Source organism: Pseudotamlana agarivorans (genome assembly GCF_018860245.1).
In the GTDB taxonomy this organism is placed as follows: domain Bacteria; phylum Bacteroidota; class Bacteroidia; order Flavobacteriales; family Flavobacteriaceae; genus Pseudotamlana; species Pseudotamlana agarivorans_A.
In genome coordinates this window covers 38,773-59,702 of the sequence record NZ_JAHKPD010000008.1, presented here as the reverse complement: position 1 = coordinate 59,702, position 20,930 = coordinate 38,773, and the positions used below count along the sequence as shown (strand labels likewise).

The following is a 20,930-nucleotide window of genomic DNA, read 5'->3' as shown; positions in this document are numbered from 1 at the left end:
AAATCTTTAAATCGTCTGTTTTCTTTAAATTAGTGCCCTCAAACAGATTTTTATTTTATGTTAGAACTTGCTGGAATTATTATTTTAGGCATATTGGCGCAATGGGTAGCTTGGAAATTTAAAATTCCTGCCATTTTACCATTAATTCTAATCGGGCTTTTAGTAGGTCCAATTGCAGCAGAGTTTATCACACAGGATGGTTCTAAATGGATTGAACCGGTTTGGAATGGTACCAAAGGTTTTTTTCCAGGAGATGGCCTGTATTATTTTGTATCGTTAGCCATAAGTATTATCCTTTTTGAAGGAGGTTTAACCCTTAAAAGAGCCGAAATAAAAAATGTAGGCCCCGTAATTACAAAGTTAATTACGGTAGGATCTACCATTACATTTTTTGGAGCAGGGTTGTTGGCCCATAAAATTTTTGGTTTAAGCTGGGAATTGTCTTTTCTGTTTTCCGGACTCATAATTGTAACAGGACCAACCGTTATCACCCCAATCCTACGTAATATTCCCCTTAAAAAAGATGTTTCTGCAGTTTTAAAATGGGAAGGTATTTTAATAGACCCCATTGGGGCTTTAGTAGCCGTATTGGTTTTTGAATTTATTAGTGTGGAAGGTCATGTTGGTTTTACCAAAATGGCTTTAATGGAATTTGGGAAAATTATATTATTTGGTACTACTTTCGGGTTCACATTTGCACATGCCTTAGCCTTTGTAATCAATAAAAAATTGATACCGCATTATTTATTAAATGTGGTCTCTTTATCTACTGTGCTTTTGGTTTTTGTTGAATCTGAATTATTCGCCCATGAATCTGGACTTCTCGCGGTTGTAGTTATGGGTATGGTTTTAGGAAACGGAAAATTAAAGAACCTCAAGGAACTCCTGTATTTCAAAGAATCTTTAAGTGTTTTATTGATTTCAATTTTATTTATTTTATTAGCGGCAAACATTAATTTTGAAGATTTAATGTTGCTTTATAATTGGAAAACACTGGTCTTATTCTTATCGGTGGTTTTCATAATTAGGCCATTAGCTGTGTTTTTAAGTACCATAAATTCGACACTAAAATTTAAAGAAAAACTTTTTATTAGTTGGGTAGGACCCCGCGGAATTGTTGCCGCAGGTATCGCTTCGCTTTTTGGTAGTAAATTATTAAAAGAAGGTGTTGAAGGCGCCGAGTACATAACACCTTTGGTATTTATGATTGTATTAGGTACCGTTTTATTGAATGCTACAACAGCACGCTTATTTGCGAAACTGGTTGGTGTTTTTCTTAAAAAATCTGACGGTATTTTAATTGTTGGTGCATCGAAAGTTTCTAGACTTTTAGGGCATTATTTATTTGAAAACGGTAGGCATGTGGTGCTTATTGATAGTAATGAGAAAAACATTGAAAAAGCCAAAGAGCTTGGCCTCGAAGCTTTAACTACAAATATTTATTCAGACACATTAATGGATAATATTGAATTGAACGATGTAGGTTATTTAATGGCTTTAACAGGAAATTCAGATATTAATAAATACGCGATTAGTAAGTTTGGAAAGGACTTTGGTGAAAATGGTGCATTTAGGTTAGTAACACCATTAGAAATGCTTGACGATAGCGAAAACCCTAAAGAAGGATTGTTTTCTCATAAAGATGATTATAGTACCTTATATGCTTTGGCACGTAAACACCCTTCTATTAATGAAATCGAATTAGAAGATAAAAATCACTATCAAGACTTAATTAAAGCGACGAATAAGGATAAGGACATGATTCCTTTGTTTATTAAAGATACAGAAGGGGAATTACATATTATTTCTTCATTTAATTTAGAGGTTGAAACCATCGAAAAAGGGTACCTATTGGTTTATTTAGGAAAACCTTTTGATGTTGAGAAGGTACAGACTACTTAGATTAGTAGTTATAAAAAAAGCCTTCATTTTAAACTAAATGAAGGCTTTTTGGTATGTTATAAAATTTGAATTTTACTCTCCAATAATATGAAGTTCTGTAAATTCTTTGGTCAGTTTTAAACTTGTACCGCCTTTAAATCTCAATTCTTCGAAAGGAATAATGACATTATCAATTTCTATTTCCTTTATGGTAAATGGTAATCCGTGGAAATGAATTCTAAATGTTTTATAAGTGGTAATGAATTTTCCAGACTTATGTTGCTGAATGATAACTTCATTTTTCTTTCCTTGAAACTTAAAGTTTCTTAAGCTGTAACGGCCCTTAATATAATCGTAACCATCGGTAGCATCTTCATAAACTTCAGAGATTTCATTACCTTCTTTGTAATACACATCAAGGGTTAATTCTTCAACGGTTTTTTCGCCAACATACTGCTGGATCGGGTATTTAGGAATAATAGCACCTTCTTTTACAAAAATTGGCATACTATCTAAATCGGCATCCACCCAAATTTCTTGTCCGCCACTTACAACCTCATCCGTCCAAAAGTTAAACCACTTCCCAATCGGGATGTACATGCGTCTTCCTTTTAAATTTGGCCCTGTAATTGGGCAGGCTAATATTTGTTCACCAAAAACAAACTCATCGTTTCTATAGTGTGTTTGCGGATCTTTTTGATCGTAAAGCACTAATGACTTTAAGATTGGAATGCCTTCTTCAGCATACTTCCAAAAAGCGGTGTATAAGTAAGGAAGTAATTGATAACGTAGTTCAATAAATTTTCTAACCACATCGGTAATGGTTGTTCCAAAAGCCCATGGTTCTTGATCGCCGTGGTCTCCAGAAGAGTGCGTTCTACAAAACGGGTGGAAAATACCTAATTGTATCCAACGGGCGTATAGTTCGCCGTTAGGCTGTTCGGCAAAACCACCAATATCAGACCCTATAAAGGAGAAACCAGACATACACATGCGTTGTGCTTGTAAATTAGCAATGTTGAGGTGATCCCAAGTGGCTACGTTATCACCAGTCCAACTTGAGGTATAGCGTTGTGTTCCAGAATAAGCCGCTCTTGTAATTACAAAAGGTCTGTTCGGGTACGAGAATTTCTTTAAACCTTGGTAGGTTGCACGCGCCATTTGCATGCCGTAAACGTTATGTGCTTTTCTATGACTACAGTGGTTTCCGTCGTAATTATGACGTACATCATTAGGGAATGTTTTTCCTGGCACATCCATTACTGCTGGTTCGTTCATATCGTTCCAAACGCCGCGAACACCAATATCTTCTACAAGTTCTTTAAATAAATCTGCCCACCATTCTCTTACTTCTGGATTTGTGAAATCTGGGAAGTAACACTCGCCAGGCCAAACTTTACCTTTCATATAAGGCCCATCGGCACGTTTACAGAAGTAATCTTTTTCAAGGCCCTCTCTAAACACCGAATAATCCATGTCTATTTTAATACCAGGATCTATAATCACAATGGTTTTAAAGCCATCGTCTGCGAGTTCTTTCACCATACGTTTCGGATCTGGGAAATAGGCTTCACTCCATGTAAAGCATCGAAAGCCTTCCATGTAATCAATATCTAAATAAATCGCATCACAAGGTATTTGTAATTCTCTAAATTTTGCTGTGATTTCTTTGACGTTCGATTCCGGATAATAACTCCATTTACATTGGTGGTAACCTAATGCCCAAAGTGCTGGCATGGCGTGTGGTTTTCCTGTTAAATCGGTGTAGTTCACTACAACATCACCCATATCTGGCCCGTAAATGAAATAATAATTCATTTCACCACCATGTGCCCAAAAGCTGGTAATGTTTCTACGTTCGTTACAAAAATCGAAGTACGATCTAAAGGTATTATCGAAAAATATACCGTAAGATTTTTTATTGTGTAAAGCCGTGTAAAACGGAATGGTTTTATAAATAGGATCGGTATCGCGGCCGTAAGCATACGAATCGGTTACCCAGTTCTCAAAACGTTTTCCTTTTAGGTTATTATCTACAGGTTTATCGCCTAAACCATAATAACTTTCTCCTGGCTGCGCGGTTTTCGACATCTTTACAACATCGCCACCAAACTCATAACTCTCTTCCCAGTGGAAACCAAGCTCATCTTCACAAATTAAAGATTTATCTACGGCATCGTAAATAGAGGTACGTAAATCTAATTTTGAAATGTTACAAATAAGTTTTGAAGTGGTAATTATATAATTGTGGTCGTCTTCGGTAACTTCAAGGTGATTATAGCCTCTACTGGCGTATTTTGTAATGGCATAAGAGAAATCGTTGTCAAAAATGCCTGTAGTTGTAAATCTGAACCGGAGAATACTATCTCTTCTAACGGTGACTTCTAAAATCACACCGTTTGCAGTAGTAAAAGATAAAACGTTGAGATTCTTTTCGTATTTAACTATTTTGGAAGGAAAAAGATTTCCTTTATATTCTAATTCGGTATTTAAAATCATATGTGGTAGTTATTAGAATTCATTAACGAATTTAATAAAATTAAGTCTGTATTCATATCGGTTATCATTAAAAAACAAATGTAAATGTTATGTAATGAACAAATAATGAAGGGCTTAATTCACTAATTCCTAAAAGAAGATAAAATGAGAGAATTAGGCTACCGTAATTGTTTCAAAAACAGAATAATTAAATTTTTAATAAGTCTGCTGCATCTTCATCTCTGTATTTATAATTTGCTTAACCGCTTGTTTGTATTTAATTGGGTTAGAGGCTTTTTTTATGGCTTTATATGTTTTTTGCGGATTTGAAGTGGTTTGTGCGAAGTATTCCCAAAAGCCAAGCATTTTCATTTTAATAGGTGTTGGTCCAGATAAATAAGCATCGTATTGCTCGTAAATAGTATCGTGAAATTCTGAAAAAATAGCCCAACGGTTTTCGGGATAAACAGTGGTATTATTTTTTATCATGCTAGGCAAAAAGGGATCGGCAATTAAGCCACGGCCAATCATAAAGTGATCGATTTGTGGAAAGCGGTCTTCAATAGCATTAAATGCTGAAACACTAGTGATATCACCGTTATAATACAGTTTGTGCTTGGTGCTACTAATGCATTTTTCAAAAGCATCTAAATCAACAGCACCTTTGTAAAGTTGTTTCCCAATTCTGGCGTGAATGGCCACATTTTTAAGAGGATAAGCATCTAAAATAGGGAAGGTGTCTAGAATTTCTTGAGCATTTTCATAGCCCATACGCATTTTCATAGAAACCAAAATATCAGTGTCGTTATGGGCTTTGTGAAGGACTTCGTTTATTCTATTGGGCTGACAAATAAGTCCAGAACCCATACCCGATTTGGTGACCATAGGGTAGGGACAACCCAAATTCCAGTTGAGTTCTTTGTAGCCTAAACTTTGCACGTACTTCGCAACATAAACAAACTCGTCGGGATCGTTAGTGATGACCTGAGGAATCACCTCCAAGGTGGTATTGTTTTCAGGCAACAAATCGTTTTGATAAGACTGCTTAATTTTTAACTTACCGTTTAGCCTAATGTAAGGCGCGTAAAAGGTATCAATGCCACCAAAATAATGGTTAAACGCATTACGAAATCTGAAATCGGTAAAACCTTGTAAAGGTGATGAAAGTAGGGTTGCAGCCATGTTGTTAATTCGAGCTGCAAAAATAAAGCTAATCTGTAGAAATACCATTTCACCAGTACAGCGTTTTTTGTTTTTTATTTAAATGTTTACGTGGTTGAGGTTACGAGAGCTGAATAATAATTCCTGAAATGGCAATAAACAAACATAAAGGGGAAAAGATTTTGGTGTCTGCTTTAGCGAATTGTGTTTGCTTTACTTTTTTAAAGAAGCCTACATATTTAAATTCACCAATAGCACGAATGATGAATATTATTGGAATAATCCACCCGCCATAGGTGAATACCCATTCCGGTAAAACAAAATCTAGCAACCCTGCTTTGAGGCTATAAAAAAGCGCAAAAGCTGTTAAGCCCAAACCTACAATGGCGCTATCGTATTTTTTAGGCTTTAACATGAGTTCACCGTTTTCGTTGGTTGGTAAGGAAGCATGTAACCCGAATTGGCCTCCAATGACCCAGTTGAAGTGAATTAATCCTAGTGTTATAAAGATAAGGCTTAGTATTGTTGGTAAAAACATGGTTTATGCAATATTAAATTCTGATTCATCCATTTCTACGCTAAATCGTACGTTCGTTTTTAATGCACTAAATACTTTTAAAATCGTTTCAATAGTGACGTTTTTAGTGTTTCTTTCTAATTTAGAGATTTGAGATTTTTGCACTCCAACTAAATCTCCGAGTTGTTCTTGGGTTAGTTTTCGTTCCTTGCGAACAGTCTTTATCATATCACCAAGCACTTCCATTCTTAATTCAAATTCATATTTGTCTCTTTCAGGCGTACCAACTAATCCAATATCCTTGTCCTTCATTTGGTCAAGTGTCATTCTTTTCATTTTCATAGTATTTCAATTAAGAGTTTTAGATAGAAAGAATTAAAATAGTACATTATACTTTACTTTTCAGTAGCAGAGCCCCTCAAAATTTTTTCCATTTTTCGGCCTTTAGCCAGTTCATCAACTAGTTTGTCTAAATATCGGGCTTGTTGTGTTAAAGGGGTGGTAATATCTTCAATGCGATAGCCACAAATCACGCCCGTTATGAGGTGAGCATTTTTGTTTAAGGTCGCTTGTTCAAAAAAGGTTTTAAAGCTGACTTTCTCTTGAATAAGGTTTTCAAGTTGTTCTGGGGTAAAACCCGTTAGCCATGTTATAACTTGGTTTAATTCGGCTTTTGTTCGCCCTTTTTTCTCAACTTTCGTGATGTAATCCGGATAAACAGAAGCAAAAGTAAGTTTGGCTACGCGTGCGTCGTGTTCTGGAGTAGTTGTTGACATGATATAAATTTACAAAAAAATCCAATTTTAAACTTTTCTAGAAAGTGTAAAATTGGATTTGTGTTGTTTCCTGATGAAAACCTGAATCAAGTGCAGCTTGACGAGATATTTTCTTCCAAAGTTGTTTAAAGCGACTTAATCGGTGTGATCTGTTACCACTTCGTGCAATACCACTTGCGCGGCTTTTTCATAATCATCATGCCACCCAAAATAATTACCAGTTTTGAAATAGTTTTCATGCACATAGCCATTCCCTACATAATTGTAAATTTCTGTATAGTCTATGTTTAAACCTTTGGCTTCGCAAACTAGGGCGCAATACATTTTGCCGTTTTCAATTTTAATTTTGAAGGTGAATTTTTCATGATCTACACGTCCGAAATCTAATTTAGCATCATATTTACTAGTCCACGGATCGTTATTTTCTGGTTTTGTATAATAATCAATTTGAATCATACCACTGTTCCATCTAATTTTTACCGTAGCAGGATTACCGGTAATTCCTGTCGATTCTTTTCCGTGAATTTGTGCAACGATGGTGCGTCCGTTTCCTTCCACATAATCCACGTGAATGGTAGACTCTAAAATATGCGTACCAGTGCTCATAGACCAATTATCGCCGGTATCTTGATTGCCTCTCCAGTATTCTCTAAGCTCGGTACGGCAGTACTTATCGCCTAGAGCAGATTCACCAGAGGTGGTAAACCCAGTAAATTTTGTATACAATGTGTAGCTTCCATCGTTATTTTTGTAGAAGTATTTCGCTTGATCTGTAGTTAAATTATCATTAACAATAGTTTCATAACCGATAGAGGTTGCACTACCGTTTCCTCGGTTTATCGGAACAGAGAGGTACCAGTTTTTCCAAGTAATGTTTGGGGTTTCCTCGGCAACAGGTGGTTTTACTTCTTCCTCAACTTCTTTTTCAGGTTCTTTTTCTACATCAGGTGTTTCAGGATGGTCACTAGAACTACAAGCGGTAATAAAAACAATGGATAACAATACGATAGTCGTATGTTTTAAAAATGCTTTAATCTTCATAAAAATAAATAGTTAAATGTATTTTTTGGGGCCTATTTTTTATTTGGTAGCTAAAAAAAGTAGACGCTGTTGCTATGAAGTAGTTGTTTGTTTTATTGGGCAAAGATAAGATATTTGAAACTACCTTATACTAACATTAATTCTGGTATAATCAGGTTTTGTTTTTATAGCTTTTGAAATTTCCAATTAGGAAGGTGGGATAACGACATTAGTATTGAAAATAGTGTTATTTTTGAAGTCTCTACAATTAAATTGGTATAAAGCTTCAGTTATGACTTATCAAGAAGATTTTGTTCTTTTTTGGGAACAAGTAAAAGAAAGTATTCAAGAAGGACGTTTTGCTAAGTTAACGATGGCAAAAACCATTGGGAAGCCTAATTTGAAAAATATATTTTTGAGACCGCTTGCTTCTGAAGGTGATTTTAAAGTATTACTAAAGCTTCGTTATCGGTTGAAAGAAACTGAGGATGTGGAAGAAGAACTTACTTTAGAGCAGGCTTTGGAAGTTTTAAAACCACATCTTAAAAAGTCTTTTTTAACCGTTTTGTTATTTACTACCACTAAAGATGTTACGTTTAAGATAAATAAAAAAGGTATTGGTAGCATTACCGAAGGTGCACCTACTTTTCAAGATGTGCGTTTAGCTGATAGGGATTGGTAAGTTTTTTATTGTGTAGTTTTAGTTTTTAGTGCGGCTACGCGCTTACACTAATTATTATCACTAATCTCATATTCGTAAAATTCGACATCATTTTTAGGTGATTTGCTTTCTACTAATTTCATGCCGCAATACTCAGATAATTTAATTGATGCTAAATTTTCTTTAAACATTCTAGCGGTTAATTTGTCTAGTTTTAATTGTTGAAACCCGTAATTAATTAAGGCTTTACAAATTTCGGATCCATAGCCGTTTCTCCAGAATTTATGGTCAACAATATAACCTAGCTCCAAATGTTTAGTATTTTCAAACGAATTGAAAAGACCGGCTTCTCCAATAACCGTGTCACTATCTTTAAGCTGAACAAGGAAAACACCAAAACCATTAATGTAGTCTTGGTTTATTTTATGGTATTTCTCCTTGAGACTGGTTTCAGTCCATTTGAAATTAGAATTCGGAATAAAAACCATGTTCTCAGGATGGTTATAAATTTGTAGTAAACAATCTATATCTTCAGGCTCTATTTCTCTAATCCAAAGCCTTTTTGTTTCAATGATGCTATGCATTTAATAAATAATGAGAGCTTGTAATTATTTTGAAAAATTCGATTTAATTGGCATTTTCATCTCATAAAGATCAAAATTTTCAGCCCAGTAATCCTTTTCGATACTCATGAGCATAAAGCCCATTTTTTCATAAAACTGAAAGGCTAACTGCGTGGTTCGAACCACGATGAATTCAATGTTTTGATTTTCAAGTAGATAATTGATGCGGTATTGCGTTAATGCTTTCCCGATGCCTTTTCCTTGGTGTTTTGGGTGAATCATATCCCAAGAAAGTCGTGCCGTTTTTTCAGTTGGAAAGTAGTTGATGCCTCCAGTACCAATAATTATAGAATTTTGTTCGTAAACAAAGTAATCTTCTACTTCATTTTTTAGATAATTTTCAAAGTCTGTTTCCTCAGAAGAGGCAAAATACTTTGGTGTATTTTGCCTCAATAATGTAATAACTTGATGTCTGTCCTTTTTTGTGTATTTTCTAATCACTCCACTAGTTTCAATGATTTTTTTAATACGGCGAACTAGGAATTAAATTATTTAAATTTAAAAACAGTAACAGCTAAAGGCGCTAAAGTGACATCTGCAGAAAAAGCCTTTCCATCCCAAGGATCTTTTTTAATGCTAATTGCTTTTTTATTTCCTATACCACTACCACCAAAAGCTTTGGCATCACTATTAAAAATTTCTTCCAGTTTACCCTTAGTATTTACGCCAATTTTATAGTTTTCTAACACCGCTGGGGTCATATTACAAACTACAACGACGTTTTCTTTTTCCTTATAGCCTTTTCTAAGGTACGAAATCACAGAGTTTTCATGGTCGCCATAGCTAATCCATTCAAAACCATCCTGGCTAAAGCCTTGCTCGTATAATGCAGGCGTTGTTTTATAGAGTTTATTAAGGGCTTTGTAATAGTTAAGCGTGTCTTGATGCGGTTTAAATTCTAGCAAGTCCCATTCAATGCTTTCTTGAAAATTCCACTCGTTATATTGGCCGAATTCACCGCCCATAAATAAAAGTTTTGTTCCAGGGTGGGTGAACATGTAACCATATAATAAACGTAGGTTGGCAAAACGTTGCCACTCGTCGCCAGGCATTCTTCCTAAAATGGAGTTTTTACCATAAACGACTTCGTCATGCGATAAGGGAAGCATAAAGTTTTCTGTAAAAACGTAAGCCAAGCTAAAGGTGATATCGTTTTGATGGTACTTTCTATAAATAGGATCTTTTCCAAAATATTCCAGTGTATCGTGCATCCAACCCATCATCCATTTCATACCAAATCCTAAGCCACCAAGCGATGTTGGTTTAGAAACCATTGGGAATGCGGTGGACTCTTCGGCGATGGTTTGCACATCAGGAAATGAGGCGTACACTTCTTCATTTAATTCTTTAAGGAAGCTTATTACGGCTAGATTTTCTCTACCGCCATAAATATTAGGTTCCCATTCGCCATCTTCTCTAGAATAGTCTAAAAACAACATGGAAGCTACGGCATCTACGCGAAGCCCATCGGCGTGGTATTGGTCTAACCAAAAAAGGGCATTACTTATTAAAAAGGAACGTACTTCATTACGTTCATAATTGAATATTAAACTTTTCCAATCTTGGTGATAGCCCTTTTTAGGATCAGGGTGTTCGTATAGGTTTGAACCATCGAAAAAACCTAAACCATGAGCATCTTCGGGGAAATGTGATGGTACCCAGTCTAAAATGATACCTATATCGTTTTGGTGTAATTTGTCTACGAGGTATTTAAATTCTTCGGGATAACCAAAACGTGATGTTGGCGCGAAATACCCAGTAATTTGATAGCCCCAAGAAGGGTCGTATGGAAATTCCATGATAGGCATGAGCTCGACATGAGTAAAATTCATGTCTTTTACATACGTGACTAAGTCGTCTGCCAACTCGTAATAGGATAAAAAGCGGTTTTCTTCTAGATTCTTTTTCCAGGAACCTAAATGCACTTCGTAAACGGAGTATGGCGCATCCAAGGCATTGTGTTTTTTACGCTTTTTTAACCAGCTTTTATCCTTCCATTTATAAGAATCGTCCCAAACAATGGAGGCCGTTTTTGGCGGGTGTTCATAACGTCTGGCATAGGGATCGGCTTTTTCTGTTTTTATACCGTCGTTGTTACTTTCAATTTTGTATTTGTAAGTGGTCCCCTTTCCTACAAGCGGAATAAAACCTTCCCAAATACCACTGGAATCCCAACGCACATTAAGTTGATGCTCGCCTTCCTTCCAGAAATTAAAGTCACCAATAACAGAAACGTGTTTTGCTGATGGTGCCCAAACGGCAAAGTAAACACCTTCAATACCATCGACGGTAACAATGTGTGAACCAAATTTTTCGTAAAGCCTAAAGTGTTTTCCTGCTTTGAAAAGGTTAATATCAAATTCTGTAAATAAACTGTAAACTTTTACCTGTGCCATATATTATATTACATATCCGTGAGGAATAGTTGCTCCGCTTTTAATTACTACAATACCATCTTTAACCGCGTATGTGTCGGTTTCGGTATCTTTTAGGTGTGAACCACCGTTAATACGAACGTCGTCACCAATACGGCAATTTTTGTCTATGATGGCATTCTTTATAAAGCATCGCTGCCCAATGCCCATTAAAATATTAATGCGTTTTTCATCGATTTCTTGTAGGGACTCGTAGTAATCGCTACCCATCATGTATGTTTTAATAATGGTAGATTCTGCGCCTATTCTAGAACGAATTCCGATAACCGATTTTTCAATTTTAGCAGCACCAATAATACAACCTTCAGCAATTACTGCTTTATCCAGTGTGGTTCCAGCAACTTTTGTAGTTGGAAGCATTCTGGCGTGGGTGTAAATACGTTTAGATTTGTCGTATAAATCGAATTTTGGAATGTCGTCGGTTAAACCAATATTGGCTTCAAAGAAAGAATCGATATTTCCAATATCTGTCCAATAGCCTTCGTATTGGAAACTTAGTGTTTTATGTTTGTCGATGGATTGTGGAATAATTTCCTTACCAAAATCAATAGTAGAATCGTCGTTCATTAGTTTAATCAACAAATCTCTATTGAAGATATAAATACCCATGGAAGCTAAATAATTTCTTCCTTGGGCTTTCATGTCATCACTAACATCTGAAGTCCAATCAGGCAATAAACTCGCGTCTGGTTTTTCAATAAAAGAGGTAATAACACTTTCGTCATTGGATTTTAAAATACCAAATTCGGTAGCTTCTTTTTCATTTACTGGAATGGTTGCGATAGAAATTTCGGCACCACTAGCTTCATGAGCTTCTACCATTTTAGCGTAATCCATTTGATAGAGTTGATCACCCGAAAGGATTAATGCATATTCAAAATCGTGTCTTAAAAAATGATGCATACTTTGTCTTACTGCATCGGCAGTACCTTGAAACCACCCCTTATGATCGGGAGTTTGTTCAGCTGCTAATACGTCTACAAAGGCACTACTAAAAAAACTAAAATGGTAAGTGTCTTTTATATGACGGTTTAAAGATGCTGAGTTAAATTGTGTTAATACAAACATGCGCTTAATATCTGCATTGATGCAATTGGAAATAGGAATATCAACCAATCTGTACTTCCCTGCAATTGGCACTGCGGGTTTCGATCTTTCTTCAGTTAATGGGTGTAACCTAGAACCTTGTCCTCCTCCTAAGATTATGGATAAAACCTTACTGTTAATCATATTTATTTAGTTTTAATAGAATTATATAAGTTTATATAGTCGTTAGCGGAAACATCCCAAGAATGGTCTATTTCCATGATTTGCTTTTGAATGGCTTTGTATTTGGGTTGACTTTTATAAAGCACAACACCTCTTTTTATAGCTTCGGTAATTTCTGTAACAGTAACGTTTTGGTGGCAAATACCAAAGCCTTTTTCTTGTTCAATATCTGTTACGGTATCTTTTAGTCCGCCAATGCTCCTTACAATAGGAATGGTGCCGTAACGAAGTGCGTACATTTGATTTAACCCACAAGGCTCAACTCTAGAAGGCATGAGTAAAAAATCGGCTCCAGCATAAACAACATGCGAAAGTTGCTCGTCGTAACCAATATGCGCATTAAATTTTCCTTCAAAAAGCGGTTTTAAGGCTTCTAATTGTGCTTCGGTATCTGGGTTTCCTGAACCTAGTAAAAGTATGGAAATATCATTTTCTTCTAGGGCTTGTTTAAAAACTTCAGGGAATATATCCGATCCTTTCTCGTACACTAAGCGTCCAATAAAGGCGAAAAGTGGTTTTTTAGGATCTAGATTAAAGGATTTACATAAGTGCTTTTTATTGGCCTTTGCCCCAGAGGCCACCGTTTTTAAGCTATAGTTTTTTAAAAGATAATGGTCGGTTTCTGGATTCCATACAGCATTGTCAATACCGTTTAATATTCCTGTACACTTCTCATGTTCTGTACTTAATAGGTGTTCTAAGCCATTAGCAGCTTGTTTAAGCTCTTCCATATAACTTGGCGAAACGGTTGTTACGCTCCATGCACATTTTATGGCTGCGGCTAAAGGGTTAATATTACCTCCCCAATCTAATAAACCAACGTGGTCGAAATTAAAAGGCGGAATTAAACCCACTTTATCATGTGAAAACCAACCTTGGTATTGGGCATTATGTATGGTTAGGATATTAGGAATTTTTCTAAAAGCTTCGTATTTGTAGCTTTCTTGAAGCATAAAAGGAATTAATCCGGTGTGGTGATCGTGACAATGAATAATATCTGGATAGGTTTCCCAGGTAAGAAGCCAGTCTAAAGTTGCGATTTGAAAGGCTAAAAAGCGCTCCGTATCCGATGCTGAATAGACATAGTCTTTAAAAAGTAAATCTGGAATATCTATAAAAAACACATCAAAATCCAATGGTTTTTCATCTAAAACTAAAATCCGAAATGGATATGTTTTATCACCTAAAATAACACTAGAGTGCTGTAAAGGGGAAAATGAATTTGCTTTTGTAAACGCATTGTCGTAAAACGGCATAATAACCTGAGACCTGATGCTTGAGCTGTTTTGGTATTTTGGTAAAGCGCCAACAACATCGGCAAGACCGCCAACTTTGGCAATGGGATAACATTCTGCACTGATATGAATAATGTTCATTTTGAATAATTATCATTAATACTAAGAATCGTTTATAAAACTACGAAAATATCATCTATTTATTCGCGCTTATTTTCGTTTAGTGTTAAAAATTGCATTATTAGGACTATTACATTATTCTAATAATAATATGTAGTAAAAAACAGATTCTTATTGTTGTATTTTATGTATAGGTTTATAAAACCTTTAATGCGTTGCTGTTATGTGTTTTTTTAGGATGACAAAAAAGCTTAATGTAAAATTACTCCTATTTGTTAAAATTATCAACCTACATGTTAAAGTGAATTTTCTTTCATAAGCCCTGTGGTATATTTGATATTCATTAATCAAAAAACGTATAATTATGAGAAAATTTATGTTGGTTGGTACAGTTATTTCATCAATTTACTGTTAACCATGATGCTTGTGTAGATTCTTTGGAAAAAGTTACCTAGTACAATTGGGGGCTTTTGGCTATCATTGACAAAAAATCACAATGAAAAAACCATTTATCAAATTAGTTCTATACTAAAATGATAAATGGTTTTTGAGTTTTTAAGCTTTCGCTGAAATATTTTATCTTAAATAAAGGCTTCAGATGATGTTATCTTTCTTCTGAAGTAAAAAAATTAATCATTCAATTTAAGAACCGCCATAAACGCCTGCTGTGGAATTTCTACATTACCTACTTGGCGCATACGTTTTTTACCTTTTTTCTGCTTTTCAAGAAGTTTACGCTTACGTGAAATATCACCACCGTAACATTTTGCGGTAACGTCTTTACGTAAGGCTTTAATAGTTTCACGTGATATAATTTTAGCACCAATAGCCGCTTGAATAGGAATATCAAATTGCTGACGCGGAATTAGTTCTCTTAATTTCTCACACATTTTACGTCCGATGTTTTGAGCGTTATCGGCGTGAATTAAAGCAGAAAGCGCATCCACGGGTTGTGCATTTAATAAAATGTCTAAACGCACTAATTTAGAGGTTTTCATACCAATTGGCGAATAATCGAAAGAAGCATAACCTTTAGAAACTGTTTTTAATCTGTCGTAAAAGTCGAATACAATTTCGGCAAGCGGCATTTCAAAAATAAGCTCAACACGTTCTGGTGTTAAATACGTTTGATTGATAACGATACCACGTTTTTCAATACAAAGGGACATCACGTTACCAACAAAATCGGCTTTTGTGATTATAGTGGCTTTAATATATGGTTCTTCAACACGGTTTACGGTAGAAGGATCTGGTAAATCGGATGGGTTGTTTACAATAAACGCTTCATCCGGATTTTTGTTGGTAAAAGCGTGGTAAGATACATTGGGAACCGTTGTGATTACCGTCATATCAAATTCACGTTCTAAACGTTCTTGAATAATTTCCATGTGAAGCATCCCTAAGAATCCACAACGGAAACCAAAACCTAAAGCGGCAGAACTTTCTGGAGCAAAAACTAGAGAAGCATCGTTTAATTGAAGCTTTTCCATAGAATTACGAAGCTCTTCGTAATCTTCAGTATCAACGGGGTAAATTCCAGCGAAAACCATTGGTTTTACATCCTCGAAACCTTCAACAATATTGGTTGTTGGATTCGCAAAATCGGTAATGGTATCGCCAACTTTTACTTCTTTAGCTGTTTTAATACCTGTAATGAGGTAACCTACGTCACCTGCTTTGACACTTTTTTTAGCCACTTGAGTGAGTTTTAAAGTACCAACTTCATCTGCAAAGTATTCTTTATCAGTAGCAACGAATTTAATTTTTTGTCCTTTTTTAATTTCACCATTAAAAACCCTAAAATAGGTTTCAATACCTCTAAAGGTGTTGTAAACAGAATCGAAAATTAAAGCTTGTAAGGGGGCTTCAGGATCTCCTTTTGGCGCAGGAATACGGTCTATAATAGCCGCTAAGATATTATCAACACCAAAACCTGTTTTTCCACTAGCATGAATCACTTCCTCTGGGTCGCAACCTAATAAATCTACAATATCATCAGTAACTTCCTCTGGATTGGCACTAGGTAAATCTACTTTGTTTAAAACAGGAATGATTTCAAGATCGTTCTCTAGAGCTAAATATAGGTTAGAAATGGTTTGTGCTTGTATACTTTGTGCGGCATCTACAATAAGTAAAGCGCCTTCGCAGGCAGCGATAGAACGAGAAACTTCATATGAAAAATCTACGTGACCAGGCGTGTCAATTAGGTTTAAAACATACTTTTCGCCGTCCAATTCGTAATCCATTTGGATGGCGTGCGACTTGATGGTAATACCACGTTCGCGCTCTAAATCCATACTATCGAGCAACTGGGCTTGTTGTTCTCTGGCGGTAACTGAGCCTGTGAAATCTAACAAACGGTCTGCAAGTGTACTTTTACCGTGATCTATATGTGCAATAATGCAAAAGTTTCTAATGTTCTTCATAGTCCTATAAATACCTGTTTAAAACAGGTTTGCAAAGATAACCAAATATGTTTGTGAATGGCAATAGCTAAAGAATCAATTCATGCAGTTCATGCTTCAAATGTGCAGTTTGTAAGAAAACCATTTAAAAAAGGTTTTATTCCGGTTTCTTTTGTGGTATATTCATTATTAGATTTTATGTAATTCAAAACAAGAAATTGTATTAACACGAGATGCCAGTAAAATAATTTTGTAGGAAATTAAACTATTATCCAGCTTTCGAGTCCTAGTTATTGATGCACTTTATTTAAAGCCAACAATTATTAAACTACCACCTAAAAGTATGAAGAAAATAGTATCCTGTATTTTTCTATTAATTTTAACGACTAACTTTTCGTTTTCTCAACAAAAATCTTCAACCACAACCGATAAGCATGTCATCACAGACGTAGAAAAAATATACCTTCATACAGATCGTCCTTACTATGTTAAAGGCGAATCTATATGGTATAAAGCGTATACAGTATACGCTTATAATAATTTGCTTTTTGACCATAGTAATGTTTTGTATGTCGAATTAATTTCTCCTGAATCTAAAATTCTAATGCGTAATAAAATAAGGTTAGAAGAAGGTTTGGGTTATGGTGATATCGCATTAACCGATTCCATTGGTGTAAAAAAATCAGGGGTGTATCAGTTGCGCGCCTATACGAATTGGAATCGCAATTTTGGCGACGATTTTGTATTCAAAAAGGAGATTGAAATTTTGGATGTATTTGAAAAAAATAAAGCGAGTAAGTCAGAGGGTGCAAGTCAAGCCACTGAAACTAAAAATTTACACCAAGTTAATAAAGAAAAACCTAATCTTCAGTTTTTTCCTGAAGGCGGCTCTCTTTTAGAAAATGTTATTAGCGTGGTGGCTTTTAAAGCTGTTTCAGCAAATGGAGAGCCAATTAATGTAAGAGGTAAGGTTTTTAACTCCAAAAATGAGTTGGTTACCTTACTAGGGAGTGTGCATGATGGTATGGGGAAATTTCATATTAAGCCAGAAAAAGGTGAAAAATATTATGCTAAAATTACAAATTTGGATCACGAAGAAATATTAAAATTAGCACTCCCAGAGGCTAAAAAACAAGGGTATTTGTTAAGTTTTAGAAATGTTCAGGGCAAGGATATGGTAACTATTAAAACCAATAATGCAACTTTATTAAATAATCCAAACGCGCCCGTTAAAATTATTGGCACTACAAGGGCAATTGGATATTTTGAAACAGCTCAGTCTATAAACGAAACGAATGTTTCTTTTGAATTGCCAAAAAAAGACTTTCCAAATGGTATTGCACAAATTACTTTATACGATAAAGCCTCACGTCCTCAAAGCGAACGCTTGGTATATGTCGAAAAAACTCCTGAAGTCAATATAGCTTTAAGCACAGAAAAAAATGTATATAAACCAAAGGAAGAAGTTACGGTAAATATTTCATCTAAAACAAAAGCAGGTGAAGTGGTACCTGCTAGTTTTTCTATAAGTAGTATAGATATGAATGGGTTGGAGGATACAAAAGATATGAGCTCTAATATTTGTTCATATTTTTTAATGGAATCAGATATTAGAGGGCAGGTGATCAATCCTGGTTATTATTTCGATGGTTCCAACCCAAGACGATTAGCTAATTTGGATTTATTACTTTTAACGCAAGGATGGAGAGATTTTTTATGGAAAGAAATACCTGAAGTTAAGGGATATAGGTTGCCTTTTAAGGCAGAAAAAGGAATTACTATTTCGGGTAGAGTAAAGGAGCAAAATGGAAATATAGCCAAGCCAAATAACAAAGTACTACTTAGTTTGTTTAACAATAAGCAAGTGAACACACTTTATAATATGACCGATTCAATTGGTCGGTTTAAATTTGAAAATTTGGTGTTTATGGGGCAATCTACCATGATGTTAAATACGCAAAGTGAGAGTAGAAAAAACAGGGGCATGTTTGTGCTAGATTCGCTTTTTCCAGAACCAATGGCGGTTAAGTTTAAAAAAGATAGCACGGTGTATTTGGCTAAAAACAAGGATGTAAAAGAGCATATCTTTAAAAAGAATATCGCCTTTGGTATTACAGGGTCAACATTATTGGATGAGGTAGAAATCGTTGCAAAAAAGAAAAGTAACGTTCCAGAAAGTATCTATGGTGAAGCCGACCACAGTTATATTGTTGATGAAAGAACACAACGTTTTTCAAGTATTTATCAGCTCATTCAATTTTCCATTCCTGGCGTGATGGTTAGTGGCACTACTATTAAATTTACTAGGAATACTGGAGCGGCCCAGATTCTTGTTGATGGTGCCCCATGGGAATCAGATGCTTTAGGGACTCTTCTGCCGGATGATGTGGCAAAAATAGAATCTATGAATGGTGCAAGTGCTGCAGTATTTGGTTCAAGTGGCGCAAATGGTGCAATTTTAATTTATACTAAAGAAGGGGCGCTTAATAGAAGAAAAAATAAACATACCCCACATTCTATAACCAAAAAAATAGATGGTTTTTATAAAGCACGTGTTTTTTATTCCCCAAATCCTAATGAGCCTACCTTTGAAATGGATAATAGTGCTGCCGTAAGGAATACCTTATATTGGAATCCATTTATTCATCCAGATGGCTCCGGAAATGCTAAGGTGTCTTACTTTAATAGTGAGGTTGAAACCACAGTTAAAGTGACCTTAGAAGGAATTACCGCTACAGGCATTCCTGTTGTTGTAAAAACAGATTATGTTATTGGAAAATAGTATGCTATCTGGGTTGCGCTTTAAAATACAGCGTGTGAATATTAGTTTTATAAAAAAATTTCGATAAAAATTAAAACATAAACTATGAACTATTTTTTAATGATTGGACCTTGGCAAATAATTATAATATTAATTAGCGTATTTCTTGGAATTATTCCAACGGTTGTGGCGCTTATTGATATTGTAAGAAATGAATTTACTGGAAATAATAAAATAGTATGGCTTTTAGTAGTCTTACTCGGAAACTTATTTGGGGCGCTTTTATATTTTATAATGGGAAGAAAACAGAAATTATCAGTATCGAATATAACAAGGTCGTCTTAAAAATATTGTACTAGATTTTTTAGTTGGTTTATGGAATCGATATCTAAATTTTACATTATCGGAATTTAGCAAATTGCCGAATTTTAGCAAGTGGATAAGGCTTAGGGGTATTCATTATTTAGATCGAATCGACAGGGTTAAACCAGAAGATTAGAGACGAGGAGTAGCAACAGAAGTTAAACTTGATTTTAAAAACTTCATGTTTAACTAAAAAGCTGTAATTTTGCCGACAATTATTATATTTTGGTAAAAATAGACAACATAGAACTTCCAGATTTTCCATTGCTTTTAGCGCCAATGGAAGATGTTAGCGACCCGCCATTTCGTGCTTTGTGTAAAGAACAAGGTGCCGATGTGGTGTACACCGAATTTGTATCTAGCGAAGGTTTAATTCGCAACGCCGCAAAAAGTGTTATGAAATTAGATATTTACGAAAAAGAACGCCCAGTGGGTATTCAAATATTCGGTGCTAATTTGGATAGTATGTTGCAAACCATTGATATCGTAGCGGAATCTAAACCCGATATTATCGATATTAATTTTGGATGCCCCGTAAAAAAAGTGGTGAGTAAAGGTGCCGGAGCAGGTATTTTAAAAGATGTGTGCTTAATGGAACAGCTTACCGCCGAAATGGTAAAACGCACCAACATTCCTATTACTGTAAAAACCCGGTTGGGTTGGGACCATGATTCCATTCGTATTGTTGAGGTTGCCGAACGTTTGCAAGATGTTGGTTGTAAGGCAATTTCTATTCACGGTCGTACACGCGCACAGATGTACAAGGGTGAAGCCGATTGGAAACCTATAATGGATGTGAAAAATAATCCGCGTATGCACATTCCAGTTTTTGGAAATGGCGATGTAGATACTCCAGAAAAAGCCATGCTTATGCGCGATGAGTTCGGTTTAGATGGTTGTATGATTGGTCGTGCCAGTATTGGGAATCCATGGTTTTTCAAACAGGTGAAACACTTTTTTGAAACCGGTGAACATTTAGCGCCTATTTCTTTAGAAGAACGCGTTGAAGCGGCGCGTCGTCATTTGCAAATGTCTATTGATTGGAAAGGTGAGATTCTTGGCGTTTTTGAAACCCGTAGACATTATACCAATTACTTTAAAGGCATTCCACATTTTAAAGAATACCGCATGAAAATGGTGACTTCAGACCGCGCTAAAGATGTGTTTGCAGCTTTTGATGAGGTTCTTGATAAATTTGCAGGTTACCAGTTTTTTGAGTAATCTA

At 35.4% G+C, this 20,930-nt stretch carries 18 protein-coding genes; 6 read left to right on the top strand and 12 right to left on the bottom strand.

Translation table 11 applies throughout. The annotated features are described in order from the left end of the window. The first annotated feature begins 57 nt into the window (after positions 1 to 57). Complete coding sequence (locus tag KO493_RS02975) at positions 58 to 1,902, top strand: cation:proton antiporter (RefSeq protein ID WP_216066462.1); 1,845 nt, start codon at positions 58 to 60, stop codon at positions 1,900 to 1,902. Between the two features lie 72 nt (positions 1,903 to 1,974). Here KO493_RS02975 and KO493_RS02970 read toward each other — a convergent pair whose 3' ends face one another. The 6 genes from KO493_RS02970 to KO493_RS02945 form a co-directional block, all read right to left on the bottom strand. Beyond that, a complete protein-coding gene (locus KO493_RS02970; RefSeq protein ID WP_216066461.1) occupies positions 1,975 to 4,380 on the bottom strand; it encodes a glycoside hydrolase family 31 protein in 2,406 nt (801 codons plus the stop codon). 195 nt (positions 4,381 to 4,575) lie between these two features. Continuing rightward, entirely contained in the window at positions 4,576 to 5,541 is a 966-nt protein-coding gene (locus KO493_RS02965) for a tRNA dihydrouridine synthase (protein WP_216066801.1), read from the bottom strand. Between the two features lie 100 nt (positions 5,542 to 5,641). Next, the gene (locus KO493_RS02960; protein ID WP_216066460.1) at positions 5,642 to 6,058 is read right to left on the bottom strand and encodes a DUF3995 domain-containing protein; all 417 of its coding nucleotides are present in this window, start codon (positions 6,056 to 6,058) and stop codon (positions 5,642 to 5,644) included. Positions 6,059 to 6,061: 3 nt separating this feature from the next. Beyond that, positions 6,062 to 6,373 (bottom strand): helix-turn-helix domain-containing protein, encoded by a 312-nt coding sequence (locus KO493_RS02955; RefSeq protein WP_216066800.1) that lies wholly within the window; start codon positions 6,371 to 6,373, stop codon positions 6,062 to 6,064. Positions 6,374 to 6,432: 59 nt separating this feature from the next. Beyond that, entirely contained in the window at positions 6,433 to 6,813 is a 381-nt protein-coding gene (locus tag KO493_RS02950; RefSeq protein WP_216066459.1) for a DUF2200 domain-containing protein, read from the bottom strand. A gap of 135 nt (positions 6,814 to 6,948) precedes the next feature. Next, a complete protein-coding gene (locus tag KO493_RS02945; protein WP_216066458.1) occupies positions 6,949 to 7,854 on the bottom strand; it encodes a polysaccharide lyase family 7 protein in 906 nt (301 codons plus the stop codon). Positions 7,855 to 8,125: 271 nt separating this feature from the next. On the opposite strand from KO493_RS02945, the gene KO493_RS02940 reads away from it, so the two are divergent. After that, positions 8,126 to 8,515, top strand: coding sequence for a hypothetical protein (locus tag KO493_RS02940; RefSeq protein ID WP_216066457.1), 390 nt, complete (start codon positions 8,126 to 8,128; stop codon positions 8,513 to 8,515). 47 nt (positions 8,516 to 8,562) lie between these two features. Here the strand turns inward: KO493_RS02940 and KO493_RS02935 are convergent, their stop codons facing one another. The 6 genes from KO493_RS02935 to lepA form a co-directional block, all read right to left on the bottom strand. Continuing rightward, the gene (locus KO493_RS02935; protein WP_216066456.1) at positions 8,563 to 9,078 is read right to left on the bottom strand and encodes a GNAT family N-acetyltransferase; all 516 of its coding nucleotides are present in this window, start codon (positions 9,076 to 9,078) and stop codon (positions 8,563 to 8,565) included. 24 nt (positions 9,079 to 9,102) lie between these two features. After that, positions 9,103 to 9,558 (bottom strand): GNAT family N-acetyltransferase, encoded by a 456-nt coding sequence (locus KO493_RS02930; RefSeq protein WP_216066455.1) that lies wholly within the window; start codon positions 9,556 to 9,558, stop codon positions 9,103 to 9,105. A gap of 47 nt (positions 9,559 to 9,605) precedes the next feature. Continuing rightward, positions 9,606 to 11,513, bottom strand: coding sequence for a 1,4-alpha-glucan branching protein GlgB (glgB, locus tag KO493_RS02925; RefSeq protein ID WP_216066454.1), 1,908 nt, complete (start codon positions 11,511 to 11,513; stop codon positions 9,606 to 9,608). Between the two features lie 3 nt (positions 11,514 to 11,516). Continuing rightward, complete coding sequence (locus KO493_RS02920) at positions 11,517 to 12,782, bottom strand: glucose-1-phosphate adenylyltransferase (protein ID WP_216066453.1); 1,266 nt, start codon at positions 12,780 to 12,782, stop codon at positions 11,517 to 11,519. Between the two features lie 2 nt (positions 12,783 to 12,784). Then, positions 12,785 to 14,197, bottom strand: a complete 1,413-nt coding sequence (locus KO493_RS02915; protein ID WP_216066452.1) for a glycogen synthase — start codon at positions 14,195 to 14,197, stop codon at positions 12,785 to 12,787. 608 nt (positions 14,198 to 14,805) lie between these two features. Next, positions 14,806 to 16,602, bottom strand: coding sequence for a translation elongation factor 4 (gene lepA / locus KO493_RS02910; RefSeq protein WP_216066451.1), 1,797 nt, complete (start codon positions 16,600 to 16,602; stop codon positions 14,806 to 14,808). A gap of 57 nt (positions 16,603 to 16,659) precedes the next feature. On the opposite strand from lepA, the gene KO493_RS15990 reads away from it, so the two are divergent. The 4 genes from KO493_RS15990 to dusB all read left to right on the top strand — a co-directional run bounded on the left by KO493_RS15990 (position 16,660) and on the right by dusB (position 20,926). Next, entirely contained in the window at positions 16,660 to 16,785 is a 126-nt protein-coding gene (locus tag KO493_RS15990) for a hypothetical protein (RefSeq protein ID WP_289846505.1), read from the top strand. A gap of 139 nt (positions 16,786 to 16,924) precedes the next feature. After that, entirely contained in the window at positions 16,925 to 19,363 is a 2,439-nt protein-coding gene (locus tag KO493_RS02905; protein ID WP_216066450.1) for a TonB-dependent receptor, read from the top strand. Positions 19,364 to 19,447: 84 nt separating this feature from the next. Next, a complete protein-coding gene (locus KO493_RS02900) occupies positions 19,448 to 19,687 on the top strand; it encodes a PLD nuclease N-terminal domain-containing protein (RefSeq protein ID WP_216066449.1) in 240 nt (79 codons plus the stop codon). Between the two features lie 243 nt (positions 19,688 to 19,930). After that, the gene (dusB, locus tag KO493_RS02895; protein ID WP_216066448.1) at positions 19,931 to 20,926 is read left to right on the top strand and encodes a tRNA dihydrouridine synthase DusB; all 996 of its coding nucleotides are present in this window, start codon (positions 19,931 to 19,933) and stop codon (positions 20,924 to 20,926) included. Positions 20,927 to 20,930 lie beyond the last annotated feature (4 nt).

Bases quoted from the DNA above. Each gene is read 5' to 3' on its own strand.
- KO493_RS02975 (WP_216066462.1), top strand. From the start codon at position 58: ATGTTAGAACTTGCTGGAATTATTATTTTAGGCATATTGGCGCAATGG.
- KO493_RS02970 (WP_216066461.1), bottom strand. From the start codon at position 4,380: ATGATTTTAAATACCGAATTAGAATATAAAGGAAATCTTTTTCCTTCC.
- KO493_RS02965 (WP_216066801.1), bottom strand. From the start codon at position 5,541: ATGGCTGCAACCCTACTTTCATCACCTTTACAAGGTTTTACCGATTTC.
- KO493_RS02960 (WP_216066460.1), bottom strand. From the start codon at position 6,058: ATGTTTTTACCAACAATACTAAGCCTTATCTTTATAACACTAGGATTA.
- KO493_RS02955 (WP_216066800.1), bottom strand. From the start codon at position 6,373: ATGAAAAGAATGACACTTGACCAAATGAAGGACAAGGATATTGGATTA.
- KO493_RS02950 (WP_216066459.1), bottom strand. From the start codon at position 6,813: ATGTCAACAACTACTCCAGAACACGACGCACGCGTAGCCAAACTTACT.
- KO493_RS02945 (WP_216066458.1), bottom strand. From the start codon at position 7,854: ATGAAGATTAAAGCATTTTTAAAACATACGACTATCGTATTGTTATCC.
- KO493_RS02940 (WP_216066457.1), top strand. From the start codon at position 8,126: ATGACTTATCAAGAAGATTTTGTTCTTTTTTGGGAACAAGTAAAAGAA.
- KO493_RS02935 (WP_216066456.1), bottom strand. From the start codon at position 9,078: ATGCATAGCATCATTGAAACAAAAAGGCTTTGGATTAGAGAAATAGAG.
- glgB (WP_216066454.1), bottom strand. From the start codon at position 11,513: ATGGCACAGGTAAAAGTTTACAGTTTATTTACAGAATTTGATATTAAC.
- KO493_RS02920 (WP_216066453.1), bottom strand. From the start codon at position 12,782: ATGATTAACAGTAAGGTTTTATCCATAATCTTAGGAGGAGGACAAGGT.
- KO493_RS02915 (WP_216066452.1), bottom strand. From the start codon at position 14,197: ATGAACATTATTCATATCAGTGCAGAATGTTATCCCATTGCCAAAGTT.
- lepA (WP_216066451.1), bottom strand. From the start codon at position 16,602: ATGAAGAACATTAGAAACTTTTGCATTATTGCACATATAGATCACGGT.
- KO493_RS15990 (WP_289846505.1), top strand. From the start codon at position 16,660: ATGGCAATAGCTAAAGAATCAATTCATGCAGTTCATGCTTCAAATGTG.
- KO493_RS02905 (WP_216066450.1), top strand. From the start codon at position 16,925: ATGAAGAAAATAGTATCCTGTATTTTTCTATTAATTTTAACGACTAAC.
- KO493_RS02900 (WP_216066449.1), top strand. From the start codon at position 19,448: ATGAACTATTTTTTAATGATTGGACCTTGGCAAATAATTATAATATTA.